This window comes from uncultured Marinobacter sp., from assembly GCF_913055835.1.
GTDB lineage: Bacteria > Pseudomonadota > Gammaproteobacteria > Pseudomonadales > Oleiphilaceae > Marinobacter.
Genome location: NZ_CAJXKQ010000011.1, coordinates 58,405 through 72,022, shown reverse-complemented (window position 1 = coordinate 72,022; position 13,618 = coordinate 58,405). Strand labels below are relative to the sequence as shown.

8 protein-coding genes are annotated in these 13,618 nt (G+C 58.6%); 3 read left to right on the top strand and 5 right to left on the bottom strand.

Annotated features, from left to right (window positions below):
• The first annotated feature begins 2 nt into the window (after positions 1-2).
• Complete coding sequence (locus QZ534_RS08315; protein ID WP_296933581.1) at positions 3-3,086, top strand: efflux RND transporter permease subunit; 3,084 nt, start codon at positions 3-5, stop codon at positions 3,084-3,086.
• Here the strand turns inward: QZ534_RS08315 and QZ534_RS08310 are convergent.
• Positions 3,083-4,708: a methyl-accepting chemotaxis protein gene (locus QZ534_RS08310; protein ID WP_296933579.1), complete on the bottom strand. Its 1,626-nt coding sequence runs from the start codon at positions 4,706-4,708 to the stop codon at positions 3,083-3,085. The two genes, QZ534_RS08315 and QZ534_RS08310, sit on opposite strands and share 4 nt — an antisense overlap.
• 142 nt (positions 4,709-4,850) lie before the next feature.
• Between QZ534_RS08310 and QZ534_RS08305 the strand changes: the two genes are divergently transcribed.
• Positions 4,851-5,594, top strand: coding sequence for a pseudouridine synthase (locus QZ534_RS08305; protein WP_296933577.1), 744 nt, complete (start codon positions 4,851-4,853; stop codon positions 5,592-5,594).
• Here the strand turns inward: QZ534_RS08305 and QZ534_RS08300 are convergent.
• Together QZ534_RS08300 and QZ534_RS08295 are read right to left on the bottom strand one after the other, a co-directional pair.
• Positions 5,579-7,435 (bottom strand): sensor domain-containing phosphodiesterase, encoded by a 1,857-nt coding sequence (locus tag QZ534_RS08300; RefSeq protein WP_296933575.1) that lies wholly within the window; start codon positions 7,433-7,435, stop codon positions 5,579-5,581. The genes QZ534_RS08305 and QZ534_RS08300 overlap by 16 nt on opposite strands.
• Before the next feature lie 127 nt (positions 7,436-7,562).
• Positions 7,563-9,068 (bottom strand): amidase, encoded by a 1,506-nt coding sequence (locus tag QZ534_RS08295; protein WP_296933573.1) that lies wholly within the window; start codon positions 9,066-9,068, stop codon positions 7,563-7,565.
• A gap of 170 nt (positions 9,069-9,238) precedes the next feature.
• Between QZ534_RS08295 and QZ534_RS08290 the strand changes: the two genes are divergently transcribed.
• Positions 9,239-9,847, top strand: coding sequence for an isoprenylcysteine carboxylmethyltransferase family protein (locus QZ534_RS08290; protein ID WP_296933571.1), 609 nt, complete (start codon positions 9,239-9,241; stop codon positions 9,845-9,847).
• Positions 9,848-9,867: 20 nt separating this feature from the next.
• Here QZ534_RS08290 and djlA read toward each other — a convergent pair whose 3' ends face one another.
• A complete protein-coding gene (gene djlA, locus QZ534_RS08285; protein ID WP_296933569.1) occupies positions 9,868-10,647 on the bottom strand; it encodes a co-chaperone DjlA in 780 nt (259 codons plus the stop codon).
• Between the two features lie 49 nt (positions 10,648-10,696).
• On the bottom strand, positions 10,697-13,522 hold the full coding sequence (locus QZ534_RS08280; protein ID WP_296933567.1) for an HD domain-containing phosphohydrolase: 2,826 nt from the start codon (positions 13,520-13,522) through the stop codon (positions 10,697-10,699).
• Between the last annotated feature and the right edge of the window lie 96 nt (positions 13,523-13,618).

Below are 13,618 nucleotides of genomic sequence, written 5' to 3'. Positions count from 1 at the left end.
GCATGCGCGCACTGATCTTTGCAGCCATCGATCGAAGCCGGACCACCCTGCTGACCTTGTTGTTCCTGATTCTTGGTGGCATTGCTGCGTTCCAGACCATCCCCAAGGAAGCCAATCCTGACGTCACCATTCCGATGATCTATGTCTCCATGACCCTGGACGGCATCAGCCCGGAGGACGCGGAACGCCTCCTGGTGCGCCCCATGGAGCAGGAGTTGCGTTCCCTTGAAGGTATCAAGGAGATGCGCGGCACCGCTTCAGAGGGCCATGCCTCGGTGATGCTTGAGTTCGATGCCGGGTTCGATCCGGACAAGGCTCTGCAGGACGTGCGCGAGAAGGTGGATACCGCCCGCACCAAGCTGCCCCAGGAAGCGGACGAACCCAGGGTGAACGAGATCAACGTGTCCCTGTTTCCAGTGCTGTCTGTCGGTCTGTCCGGCCCATTGTCCGAGCGTGAGCTGATCACTATCGCCCGGCGATTCCAGGATGCCATCGAGTCCATTCCGGAAGTCCTGGAAGTGGAGATTGGCGGCGACCGCGAAGACCTACTGGAAATCGTGGTGGATCCCCAGGTGCTGGAGAGCTATGGCATTGATTTTGACCAGTTGGCGGCGCTTGTGACCCGCAACAACCAGCTGGTGGCAGCAGGCTCCCTGGATACCGGCAACGGCCGGATGGCCCTGAAGGTACCCGGTGTGATCGAAACCATCGAAGACGTGATGTCGATGCCCGTGAAGGTGGATGGCGACACGGTGGTGACGTTTGGCGATGTGGCCATGCTCCAGCGCACCTTCAAGGACCCAACCGGCTTTGCCCGTATCAACGGCGAGCCGGCGCTGGTACTGGAAGTGTCCAAACGCTCCGGTGCCAACATTATTGAGACCATTGCCCAGGTTCGCGAGTTGATCGAGCAGGCCAGGCCGCAGCTTCCGGATTCCCTGGAGATCCGCTACATCATGGATCAGTCCGAGGAGGTGCGGGACATTCTCAGTGATCTGCTGAACAACGTGCTGACGGCTATCGTGTTGGTTCTCATCGTGGTGATCGCCGCCATGGGGCCACGGTCTGCCGTGATGGTGGGTCTTACCATACCGGGGGCGTTCCTTACCGGCATTCTGGTGATCTGGGGCATGGGTCTCACGCTCAATATCGTGGTGCTGTTCAGCCTTATTCTTGTGGCCGGTATGCTGGTGGATGGCGCTATCGTGGTCTCTGAACTGGCGGACCGGAACCTGTCGGATGGGCAGACGGTCAAGCACGCCTGGGCCGAGGCGGCCAGTCGCATGGCGTGGCCCATTATCGCCTCCACGGCAACCACGCTGGCAGTGTTTGTGCCGTTGTTGTTCTGGCCGGGCGTAGTGGGTGAATTCATGAAGTTCCTGCCGCTGACGGTCATCATCTGCCTGATTGCATCGCTTGCCATGGCGTTGGTGTTTTTGCCTGTATTGGGCAGTACCAGTGGCGGACGCCGGGCCCGGCAGGGCCCTTCGCAGGGACGAATGATGGAGGGCTATCGGCGATTACTTGCACAGCTACTCCGTTCACCGGGGCTTACGCTGATTGGTGTGCTTTGCGTGATCGCCGTGATCTATGCCGCATACGCGCGCTTCAACCACGGCGTGGAGTTCTTCCCCAGTGTGGAGCCGGATTCCGCCCAGGTGCAGGTGAGGGCGCGAGGCGATCTCTCCGTGTGGGAGCGGGATGCCATCGTGCGGGAAGTGGAGCAGCGACTACGTGGCATGCCGGAGGTGAGGGCCCTCTACGCCCGCTCGATGGTCCAGACCAGCTCACAGTTGGCGCCGGATGTCATCGGTGTTCTGCAGTTCCAGTTTACTGACTGGTTTACACGGCGTCCCGCCAGCGCGATTCTCGAGGACTTCCGGAAAATGACCGCCGATATTCCAGGCATTGAACTGGAATTCCGCAAGCAGGAGGGTGGTCCCGCAGAAGGCAAGCCGATAGAGCTGCAGGTGAGCAGCCGGGAGGCGAACAGTCTCAATGGCTACGTGGACGAGATCAAAGATCGAATGCGTGAGCTCGGTGGCTTCGTGGACATCGAAGACGACCGGAGCCTGCCCGGCATCGAGTGGCGACTGCAGGTCGACCGGGAAGCTGCCGCCCGGTTTGGCACCGATGTCCTGGGTATCGGAAGCGCCGTGCGCCTGGTGACCAACGGTTTGAAACTGGCGACCTATCGCCCGGAAGACGTGCGGGACGAAGTAGACATCGTGGTGCGGGTGCCCAACAACTGGCGGGAGCTGGACCATCTGCAGCGCCAGACAATCCACACTTCGAGAGGCCAGATTCCGCTCTCGGAATTTGTCGATCTGCGGCCCGGTGACAAGACCAACAGCATTGTCCGGGTAGACGGCCAGCGCACGGTGACCATTAAATCCGATCTCGCACAGGGGCGCCGTGTGGATGAGCTGTTGCGGGCACTGCAGGCAGAGATGCCAGAACCACCCGAGGGTATTTCGGTGAAGTTTGCCGGCGAAAACGAGGATCAGCAGCAGGCATCCAACTTCCTTGCTACGGCCTTCCTGGTCGCCATCGCTCTAATGCTGTTGATACTGGTGACCCAGTTCAATTCGCTCTACCAGACCTTCCTGATTCTCTCCGCGATCGTTCTGTCCACCGCCGGCGTATTGCTGGGTCTGCTGGTGAATGGTCAGTCGTTCGGCATCGTGATGGTGGGAATGGGCACGATTGCCCTGGCGGGCATTGTGGTAAACAACAACATCATTCTGATTGATACCTACAATCAGATGCGCAAGGACGGCATGGACGCCTACGAGGCTGCGCTGGAAACCGGCTGCCTGCGTCTGAGGCCGGTGCTGCTGACGGCCATAACCACCGTATTGGGTTTGATGCCCATGGTTCTCGGCGTCAATGTTGACCTGTTGACGCCGTCGCTGGGCCTGGGGGCTCCCTCAACCCAATGGTGGACCCAGCTGTCCAGTGCCATCGCCGGCGGGCTGGCGTTTGCCACCGTGCTGACGTTGTTGCTTACACCGTCACTACTGGTTCTGGGCAACCGGGCCGGTCAGGCCTTCGGAAGGCTGACCGGCCGATTCAGAGCCACTTAGTGTTTGATCCGGTTCGCCAGTTCCCGCGCCCGGGAGGCCATGGCCTCCAGTTCGGGAACGGTGTGCAGATTGTTTTCAGCAGCCTGGTGCATGGCCTCTGAGGTTTCGGCCACATCCGTGACATTGCGGTTGATGTCTTCACAGACACTGGTCTGTTCCTCGGCCGCGGTAGCGACCTGGGTTGTTGCATCGTTGATGCTGCCCATGCGCCGGTTGATTTCGCCAAGGGTGGCTCGTACGGCTTCAACCGCCTCACTGCTTTCCTGAGCTACAACGCCCGAGGCTTGCATGAACTCGGTGGCATCCCGCGAGGCGCCACTGATGGCACCGATAATCTGGTCAATTTCCACGGTCGCTTCCTGGGTTTTGGCTGCCAGGTTGCGCACTTCGTCTGCAACCACGGCAAAGCCGCGACCGGCGTCACCTGCCCGGGCTGCCTCGATGGCGGCGTTAAGCGCCAGAAGGTTGGTCTGGTCGGCAATTTCCCGGATAACCTGCATGACGTCGCCGACTTTTTTGCCATCGCTGGCGAGCTGGTTAACAGTTTCCGCTGAACTCCGGATCTGATCGGTCAAACGGCGCATGCTCTCCACAGCCTTGTTGATCTGCGAGTCGGCCGTAGCCGTCTCATCGGAGGTCTGGCTGACTTCGGTAGCGACAGATGCAGCGTGACTGGCTACGTCCTCGGCTGTGGCGGACATCTCGTTCATGGCTGTGGCTATCTGCTCAATGCGCTGATGGGCCAGGTCGGACTGGCTGACAACACTGTCCGCATTCTTGCGGATTAACTCACCGGTATCGTTCAATTGCCTGGCGTTCTCGCTCAGCTGATGCCCGGTATCGCTGAGGAAGCGGTGCAGGCTTCGGGCGGCATCGGCCAGTTGACCCAATTCGTCCGCGCGCTGCATGGTGACCGGGTCCGAAAGGTCACCGTCGCCCAGCCGGGAGATCTGCGAGGTGAGTTTCTGTGCGGGCCGGACCACACCCGACAACAGGATCATGATTAGCGCGATGGTACCCAGAATGATGGCGGCAATCAGAAGACCCGCCACCAGCCAGCTACGCTCGGTGACAACTGTGTTCAGGGTTCCGGCCCGGTCAAGGCTATCTTCCCGGACTGCGGTTGCGGCATCTACAATCAGTCTGGCGGGTTCACGGTCGATCCCCTGTACCGCGGCATCGCCTGCGTTCGGATCAAAGCCTGAGCGTGTGAACGCCTCGAATCCCTCTCGATAGGCCCGTCCCATCGTCCGGTGTGCCTGTTTGAAATCAGACATCAGGGACTTTGCCTGTGGCTCCTGAATGCGAGGAATCAGGTCATCAAGCTGGCTCTGTATCGATGCTTCGCGCTCCTGGAACCGGTTCCAGTATTTGTCCAGTTGTTCCGGGTCGGCTCCCCGGATAAGGACGTTTTTCCACTCCTGAACCTGGGTCTTGAATTCAGACAGCACATCCTGGGCTTCGAGGGCGTTTACCATTCTGGTGCTGACAAGACTGTTGAAGTCATCTTTGACTTTCAGGGAGAAGTTCAGGTAAACCACCGCCACTGCGGCGACGATCAGATTAGCTGTGAGGACAACCAGGAGGACCCGGTTGAGAATGCTTTTGGAATACCAGTTCATTGATACTACCCGGTTAGGTTTAGGGTCCAGATCGCTTGCCGTGGCTTTTTTCTAGTAGTTGCCGGATATTATGTCGGCATGGCAACTAAAATCATTAGACTTTATAACAGTTGGATTATGAACTTTTTATGACAGGGATCTGATGGGTAACCCTCTGACTGTTCTTTACCGGGACGACCATCTTCTGGCCGTCCACAAACCGGCCGGGCTGCTGGTTCACCGGAGCCCTATCGACAAACACGAAACCGAGTTTGCCCTGCAGTATGCCCGGGCACTTAATGGGGGCCAGCATGTTTACCCGGTCCATCGCCTGGACCGGCCTACGTCCGGCATCCTGGTGTTTGCGAGGGATAGCGACACCGCCCGCACGCTGGGTATGGCGATGATGGCTGGGGAAGTGGCAAAAACCTATCTGGCCATGGTGCGTGGCTGGCCGCCGGAGCAGGGGGAGATTGATTATCCCCTGAGAGAAGAGCCAGAGGATCGACGACTGAAAGGCGTGGAGCAGCCGGTGAGAGACGCGCTTACGTATTACCGCACGCTGGCGACCACCGAGATACCGGTAGAAATCGAGAAATATCCGAGCAGTCGTTACGCGGTGGTCGAACTGTTCCCAAAAACAGGCCGGAAGCACCAGTTGCGAAGGCACATGAAGCATATCAACCACCCGATTATTGGCGACGCCAATCACGGCCGGGGCCGACACAACCGGTATTTTGCCGAGCGTTTCGGTCAGGGTCGTCTGATGTTGGCGGCGACAAAGATGGCCTTCCGCCATCCTGTAACGGGTGAGCCCCTGACGGTCAGTGCCGCTCCCGAGGAAAGCTTTCTTGAGGTGTTATCAATATTCCAAGGGTTTGACGCGCGCAATCAGCGGGAACAATAGCGGCTGATGAAGTCAGAGTAAGGAAGCGGTTTGCTGTAACGGTAGCCCTGAAGGTAGTCGCAGCCCTTCTCGAACAACCAGGCTTCATGGGCTTCGTTTTCCACACCTTCGGCGACCACCGACAGGCCCAGCCCCCTGGCCAACCCGATGATCGACAGCGTGATTGCGCAATCGTTGTCGTCATCCGGCAGGTTGTTGATGAACGATCGGTCGATCTTGATGCGGGAGAAGGGCAGGCTTTTTAGTCGTGACAACGATGAGTAGCCGGTGCCGAAATCATCAATGGCAAGCTCGGCGCCCGCTTCTACCAGCTGCTCCAGAACCCGACCTATGCCACTGAAATCCCCCTGGATCGAATCTTCGGTCACCTCAAACTGCAGGGCACTGACCGGCATATCCTGATTTTTGCAGATCTCCTTTACCAACTCCGGTAATTCCGGCACCAGTACCTGCTCGGCTGATAGGTTGACGGATATGGTGGGTAAAGGGGTGTTCTGGTCTTTCGCCTGACGCCAATGGTCGCAGACGTTTCTGAGTACACAGGCTCCCAGTTCGTACATAAGCCCTGCACTGCGTGCCACATCCAGGAACTCAATGGGAGACAGCCAGCCGCGCTGTGGATGCTCCCAGCGGACCAGCGCCTCGGCACTCTCCAGCTGTGTTCCCGTGCGGTCCATGATTGGCTGGTAGAACACATCCAGGCCGTTGCTTTTGAGCGTTTCCCGCAATTCGTTTTCCAGCGCAAACCGGGAGCGTGCTGTCATCTGGATTTCCGAGTCGAACAGCGTGGAACGGTCCCGGCCCTGCCTTTTGGCATGATACATGGCCGCTTCAGCGCCCCGGAGAAGCTCCTCGGGCTCATGACAGTCGCCCGGAAAATGACAGATGCCCATACTGGCACTGACGTTAAGATCCTGGTCGGAAACCCGGATTGGCTGGCGAATCCGGCTCTGGATCTCACGGGTCACTTCATCAAGAAACCCGGGCAGGGTGTAATTACGGATCACCAGCGCAAACTCGTCCCCACCAATACGCGCCAGAAAGTCTTTGCCCGCCAGCTGGATTTCTTTCAGACGCATACCAACGTCAGCGATGACCTGATCCCCCGCCTGGGGACCCAGGCCATCGTTAATGGTTTTAAGGCGGTCGACATCGATCCAGAGTAGCGCCAGGCTGCCGGTGCCCCGACGTTTGATCTTGCGCACCAGATGGCTCAAACGGTCACGCAGCGAATCTATATTGGCGAGGCCGGTGAGAGAGTCGTAGCGGCTGACGTATTCCAGGGCGCGTTTCGACCTCAGCCATGCTTCATGGGTGTTCATGAGGCTTATGGTGTCAGCGATGGCGGCTGCTAATGAGATATCCGGAACCGACCAGGCACGGTGGGTATCCGATTCAAGGCAGACAACACCACTGAGTTGTTCTCCGTCGAAAATCGGTGCGTCCAGCATGGAATGAATGTTCTGAACAGACAGATAGTCCCGGTCGAATGAGCGGGTGCGGATATCATTGCGGGCATCATCCACGGCAATGACCCGTTCTTCTGTAATAGCCTGGAAGTACTCGGGGTGGTCTGAGCGGAACAGGTTGAATTCGGCGCCATTCTGCGCCAGGCAGCAGTTGCTGTCGGGCCGCTCTCGGTCGTGCAGCCATTCGCACCGAATCCGATCCCGTTCCGGTGGAAACAGCCAGACACTTGCCCGTTTTACACCCAGCAGGCGGGTGCATAGCTCCATAAGGGCTGCCAGCTTGCTGGGGCGGGGCATTTCGATAAAGCTGATGTTATGGCTCAGCTCCATCAGTGCCTTGTGATGAGTCACAAGGACTTCACTGTCACGCATGGCCGGGCTCAATGTGTTGTCCCTTTACTTGAAATACGAACGGCCCTGGGTCTCGGTTCGGTGGAAAGTTCAGGCGATCCCTGAGCTTCCTAAAGAATATGGCAGCTGTTGCTATGGGTGTCCAATTTCACAGGGTATCGGCCAGAGAGTCGTTGGCATTAGGGTCGTCACTGGTAAAACGCTGCTGATTGATCTCCCAGAGCTGCGGCCAAGGATGGTTGGCCTCCAGGGCATAGGCAATATCCAGAAGCGTGCGCTCGCCTCCGTGCCGCCCCATGAACTGCACGGATACCGGCAGACGATCCGGGGTTCTCCCCATGGGTATCGAGATTGCTGGTGCGCCCGTGGCATTGGCCAGTGGGGTGAAGCTGACATACTGGCGTAGTCGCTCGAACAGGGTATCGAAAGGCACCTCGGGGCTGAGGTGGCCAAGGGCGGGTGTGGTATGGCCAAGCACCGGCGTGAGCACGGCGTCGAAGCCTGCCATGGCATGGGCGTAATCATGCCAGGAGCGTTTGAGCCGCCAGAGTGCGGTAGGCAGGCGCCAGAACTGTCGTCTGAACATCCTGTCCAGTCCGTTGGTCAGCCCATCTGTTCTGCGTTTGTCGAAGGCCGGGTGAAGCATTTTTTTGCCGTTGGTCCGGACCCCGAAAGCAAGCAGGGCCCAGTAGAGAGCGAAATCCTCCGGGAAAGCGCTGTGCACGGGAACGGGGACAGGCTCAATGTGGTGCCCGAGCCTTTCCAGTCTGAGCGCGGTTTCCTCGACGGTCTGGCGGGTGATGTGATCGGTTTTGTGTCCATTGATAGAGTCCAGCACCATCCCGATCCTCAGGGGCCGACCCGACGGTCCCTCGATGTTACCAATCGCGGGCAGCTTCGGATTCCGGTAATAACTCTCGGCCTGGTCGAGAAAGCTGGCGGTATCCCGAACCGAACGAGTCACCACGCCCTCGCTGATAATGTTGATGGGTAGAGAAGAAGCTGCTTCGTTGTCGATCAACCGTCCGCGTGTGGGTTTCAGGCCGACCAGACCGCAGCATGCGGCCGGGATGCGGATGGAGCCTCCGCCGTCATTGGCATGGGCAATGGGCACCACGCCAGCGGCCACCAGGGCTGCGGAACCGCCTGAGGAAGCGCCGGCTGAATAGGCCAGATTCCAGGGATTCCGTGTAGCCGGCCCATGGGCAGGTTCGGTGGAGGCGTTGAAACCGAATTCGGGCAGCGTGCTTTTACCAAGGCACAGGAAACCCTGGGCAAGCAGTTGTCGGGCAAATGGACTGGTATGGGGGGCAGGTACGTCAGGTACTGCCAGCGAGCCCTGGCGCGTGGCCAGACCTGTCACATTGGTGTTGTCTTTGATAAAGGTCGGAATGCCTCGAAACAAGGGTTCGATAGCCGTCCGCGCCGCCGTATCCAGCCGTGAGGCGGTTTGGACCGCCTCGTCATAGTTCGCCAGGGCCACGCCATGGATCAAGGGCTGGGCCGCCTGTGCCCGGGCGATGGCGGCTCGTGTGAGTTCGGTGATCGATATCTCCCGGCTTCGGATTCTTTCGGCCAGGGCTGTGGCGTCATCGCGCCCCATCGCGTCGTTGCAGTACACATGGCAAGACTGTGGGATTTCAGGGGCGCTCATAACAGGATTCTCCTTAAAATGACTGGATCACTCTAAAGCATTTGAAAACGTGATGGTATGTCATTTTAGGTAGGGTTGGCCCCAGGCTGCCCTGACTCCCACCCCAAACCCTTTTCACAGACGCTTACAGATAATAAGCTGTCGGTCTTAACCCGTTGTAAGCGATCCTGATGGAAGTTATTGAACCCCTCGTACGCCACTTTCTAGGCATTTTCTTTCTGATGATCGGTCTGCAATTTGCTGGCCGGAGCCTCGGTCTGTACCAGCGTATGCATTTTTCGCACATCAACTACGGTGAGCGGGGAACTGCGCCCTGGTGGCATCGACACATTTTTAATGTCTTTCGCGCCCTGATTCTCGGCGTCTGCGTGGTGCGGATTTTCGTGGATATTGATCCTTGGCTGGGTGTTTTCGGTCTGCTCTACGCCTGGCCGGTTTTGCTGGTTGGCATGCTGTTGTTGATCGGCTCATATACGGCCGTGAACTATCTGCAGGCTTACATGCACGAAGACTGGCGCTCCGGTATTGACCCGCGCAAGGACCAGCGCAAGTTACTGACCAGTGGTCCTTTTGGACGCTCCCGGAACCCTCTGTTCCTGGCGGTGATGGCGGGACAGCTCGGTTTTTTCCTGGCGCTGCCCAGTGTGTTTTCCCTGGTGTGCCTGGTGGCCGGTGTGCTGGTGATTACCCGCCAGGCCCGGGAGGAGGAGATGGCTCTGGCGGACAAATTCGGTGAGGACTACGAGCGCTATCGGGTGCGAGTGCCCCGCTGGTTCTGATCCGGTAACCGCAGACGGCGTTACGCGGATTTTTTCCGCGCTTCCTTGATCACGTCGTAGGCATGACTGATTTCGCGAGTGCGTTCCTCCGCCATCTCCCGCATGCTCTCCGGCAATCCCCGGCCTGCAAGTTTATCCGGATGGTTCTCGCTCATCAGCTTCCGGTAGGCTTTCTTGAGCTCTTCATCACTGGCTGACGAGGACACCCCAAGAACCTTGTAGGCATCGCTGAGCTGATCTGCGGAGGAAGGTTGCCCGGCACCGGCCCGGTGGGTGTGAGCACCGCGCAGCATGGCCTCCAGCTGGTCCACCTGGCTCTCTGGCAGGCCCAGCCCACGGGCGATGCGCACCAGCATTTCGTGTTCGGCCGGGTGCACCTTGCCATCCGCAGCCACCGCCGATACCTGAACCTGCAGGAACATCTGGAGAAACGCGGGCTGGCGTCCACTGGCCTGAAGGAAGCGGTTCAGCTCGGCTTCCAGGTCGAATTCTGGTTCCTTACCCCGGTTGAAGGCGGCTTTGGCCTTGGCTTTCTGGTCTTCATTCAGACGGAAGCGCACGAACATGGCTTCGGCCATCTGGATTTCATCCCTGGATACAACACCGTCTGCTTTGCAAAGGGCGCCCATCACCGCAAAGACCGATTCGATGAAGCCCGACTGGATGCTCTGGAGCTTACCAATAAGGCGGCGCTTGAGAAGGTTCAGGAGAAAGGCGCCAATTGCCGCGCCGATCAGAAAGCCCGGGAATTTGCCGAAGGCGTAACCAATCAGGCCGCCAATTATGATTGCAAACAGCATTAATAAGTCCTTAGCAGGAATGAATCAGCCCATAGAATATACGTGTTTTTCAGTGCGGCTTCATGAACAGGCTTTCATCGACGTGATCGATCTGCCCGGGCTGCAGGTGCTGACGGGCATAGCGCTCGTATGTGCCTGAGCGGACGAACAGCTCGAAAACCTCGCGGTCGATGTGCCCGTCTTCGACCATTCGGGCCATGATGGTGAGCGACTCGGTGAGGGTTTTGCCGTCCTTGTAAGGGCGATCCACTGCGGTCAGCGCTTCAAACACATCGGCAACCGCCATGATCCGTTCCGGTATGCCCATTTCCGCGGCCGTCAGGCCGCAGGGATAGCCCCGGCCGTCCATGCGTTCGTGGTGGGTACCTGCCAGCTTCGGGACATTGGCCAGCCGGTCGGGCAATGGCAGGGCATCGAGCATGCAGATGGTCTGCACAATGTGTTCGTTGATCTTGAAGCGCTCCTCATCGGTCAGCGTTCCTTTGGCCACCGTGAGGTTGTGCAGCTCGCCCCGGTTGTAAGCGTGTTCCGGCAACTCCATATCGAAACCCCAGCGGTTCCTTGGGTCGTCTTTTTGCACCGGGGGAATGTGTTCGCCCCAGGGCCTGAGGTGTTCCGGTTTGTCGGCAAGCAGCGGTTCGGCGCAGGGTAGCCGTGGTTCCGGGCGACCTTCCAGGGCATTTTTTTCGTCGGGAGACAGGCCGAGTCGGTCACTGAAATGGCGCTCCCAGGTTTGCTCGCCGATGGCGCGGATCCTCTCAATATCTTCTTCGGCCATGAATTCACCACCCTGGTTGGCCGTCGCAATCAAACGGAATTCCTCCTGCAATCGGGCCCTCGTAGCACGGCGTTCCTCGCCGGCTGCTCTTTCCTCGACACCTGACAGCACACGATTCAGGTACCGGATCTCGGCATCCCGGTGCAGTACTTCAAAACGGGTGCGGATCTCGTGGATACGGTTATGGATGGTTTCCAGCTTGACTGCCTTGTCGACCACATACTCGGGGCTGGTGATCTTGCCGCAGTCATGCAGCCAGGCTGCCAGATGGAATTCCTGGAGCTGCTCTTCGGTCATGGTGAACGAATCAAAGGCCCGGTCTTCACTGGCAATGGCTTCATCCACCAGCATCTGGGCGAGCTTGGGCACTCGCTCGCAGTGGCCACCGGTGTAGGGCGATTTGGCGTCAATGGCATTGGCCACCAGCCGGATAATGCCCTCGAGCAGTGCCTGCTGGCTTTCGATCAGTTCCCGGGTTTCTATGGCCACGGCGGCAGAGCCGGCAATTTCATCCACGAAGACGATCAGGTCGTCACTCAGTTGAGTGTGGTCGCCCACCTCCATCTCGATCGCCAGGACACCGATCAACTGTTTGCGACGGTTACGCAGAACCGCGAACACCGGATGTCCCGGGATGTGCTGTCTCAGCAAACGGATGATGTCGTTGTCGTCGTATTCCGCCTGCACATTCGAGATGGTGTCCGGTAGTTGAAGATCCTGTTCGACGGCCAGCGAGAGTTGGTTTTTCTTGCGTGTAAACAGGTAGATGCCGCCACGCTCCTGGCCAACAATATGGATAATCTGCTCAAGAATCTCGCGAAGCAGATGATTCAGGTCCTGGCCCCGGTTAAGTACGGTGGCGATGCTCTGGAAGCTGCGTATGGTTTTCGCCATGTCATCCAGTGCCACGCCCAGCTGGCGGGCCTCGCGGATGTGGGATTCGGACGCGACCGGGGTGTCGAAACGGAATCGCGATAGCCGGCTGACCTGATCGGTCAGGTGTTCCAGTGGACGGCCTACCTGACGGCCGAGGAACCAGCCGATAACCAGCAGCAGCGAGGCAATGAGTCCGGCAATCACCGTTTGTCTGGCAAGCGCGGCCCAGACCTCGGACAACAGCTCGTCCGCGGGTATCGCGACGGCTATCGTCAGCCCCTCTTGTTCCAATGCGGCGAGAGGCTCAGTCATTCCATACCAGTCTTTGCCGTCGGCACTGAAGCGGGTAACAGTGCTTCCCTCCATCTGATCTCCGATCCGGTTCAGAGCCCCGGAAATCATAGGCCCGGGCTCTTTGGCGTTTCCCGAATCGGCGAGAACTTCCCGATCCCTGTTCACAATGGCAATCCGGGTGTTCGGTGTCTGGCGCAGCTCTGCCAGTTGGCTGCTCAGATCCGTCACGGTGACATCGATACCGAAAATGGTACCCGGCCCGCCGGTCTCGTCCGATGCGCGGCGGGACAGGGTTATCCCGGTTTCCTGGGTGGTAAAGAAGGCGTAGGGGGCGGACAGTTCCGTGGTATCCGATGCCTTGGCGGAATTGAACCACGGGCGGGTTCGTGGATCGTAGTTATATTCGGGTACCGTCCGCTCTTCAAGCATTCGCATGTTGGCATCGAAGAAAAACCATTGCCCCGGTATTCGATTGCCCCCGTGGGTAATTGTCTGCAGCAGAAAGCGGGTTTCGTTTGGGGCATCGGGAAACTGGAGGGTTCCGGAACTGCGAACCTTACGCAGGAGAATGAAGTCTCCGTTCTGGTAACCGGCATAGACGGCGCTGACAATGTCACTGCTGCTGAGTATGTCTGCCAGCACCGGAAGTCGTTCAAGACGTTGCGCCAGCGTCCCGGCGCCTGCGAGACTGTCATGGCTCAAGACCGCAAGGGCGGTAGATGGCGGCGCGGTGATGGCCTGGATACGGTCGTCAACGCTGACGGCCAGTTGTCGGGCAGTGGCGCCTGCCGCCGATACCTTGGCTGTCTCCATGCCCCGGAAGCTCTGGCCGATCAGCACAATGGTGAGAACCAGCATGCCGAGGGTAATGGCCGATGCAATCAGAAGGGCCAGCGAAACCTGGGCCGACTGGCGTTTTCGATGCATGGATGATCCTTACCGGTGAAGATTGGCGTACCAAGGCTTGGGACAGCCCCTCTGGTAAGAGACTAGACGCTGACCGGCACTTTTTCCGTTTTTTCA

Excerpts from the sequence above, each read along its gene's own strand:
- QZ534_RS08295 (WP_296933573.1), bottom strand. The coding sequence starts at position 9,068 with ATGAGCGCCCCTGAAATCCCACAGTCTTGCCATGTGTACTGCAACGAC.
- QZ534_RS08305 (WP_296933577.1), top strand. The coding sequence starts at position 4,851 with ATGGGTAACCCTCTGACTGTTCTTTACCGGGACGACCATCTTCTGGCC.
- QZ534_RS08300 (WP_296933575.1), bottom strand. The coding sequence starts at position 7,435 with ATGCGTGACAGTGAAGTCCTTGTGACTCATCACAAGGCACTGATGGAG.
- djlA (WP_296933569.1), bottom strand. The coding sequence starts at position 10,647 with ATGCTGTTTGCAATCATAATTGGCGGCCTGATTGGTTACGCCTTCGGC.
- QZ534_RS08315 (WP_296933581.1), top strand. The coding sequence starts at position 3 with ATGCGCGCACTGATCTTTGCAGCCATCGATCGAAGCCGGACCACCCTG.
- QZ534_RS08290 (WP_296933571.1), top strand. The coding sequence starts at position 9,239 with ATGGAAGTTATTGAACCCCTCGTACGCCACTTTCTAGGCATTTTCTTT.
- QZ534_RS08280 (WP_296933567.1), bottom strand. The coding sequence starts at position 13,522 with ATGCATCGAAAACGCCAGTCGGCCCAGGTTTCGCTGGCCCTTCTGATT.
- QZ534_RS08310 (WP_296933579.1), bottom strand. The coding sequence starts at position 4,708 with ATGAACTGGTATTCCAAAAGCATTCTCAACCGGGTCCTCCTGGTTGTC.